The 349-nt window shown below is 55.0% G+C and carries 1 protein-coding gene; it reads left to right on the top strand.

Features of this window, described 5'->3' with window-relative positions:
• Positions 1-349 (top strand): hypothetical protein (locus tag DCO44_RS16720; RefSeq protein ID WP_165815741.1); only part of this gene is annotated, 349 nt, incomplete at both ends.

Here is a 349-nt window from a genome sequence, read left to right as displayed (position 1 = left end):
TTGGAGTTTGGCTACAACCCCGACAGGCATCAGCATAGATCCAAGTACTGGTGTCATCACGCTGGGGATGGATGCAGTCAAAGACGGCAGTGTCGTGAGTGCAGAGGGGACGGACCAATACAACAACAGCGAGACAGACAGTGATACCGCAAAAACAGATGACATCACCCTAAATACAGCCGATGCACCTGATGTCGTGGCTTTACCAGGTGGTGCAGTCACCTCGACCCCAGGAGCGGACAACGTCCAACAGGTGATCAGCTACACCAATGAAAGCGATACCCCTGTGACCCTGACGGCCACCAAAGCCGCGGATGGCACTTGGAGTTTGGCTACAACCCCGACAGGC

The sequence above is a fragment of the Acinetobacter sp. AM genome (genome assembly GCF_003105055.1).
Lineage (GTDB): Bacteria > Pseudomonadota > Gammaproteobacteria > Pseudomonadales > Moraxellaceae > Acinetobacter > Acinetobacter tibetensis.
The sequence above is the reverse complement of the archived record's forward strand: the minus strand, read 5'-3'. Positions and strand labels throughout refer to the sequence as shown.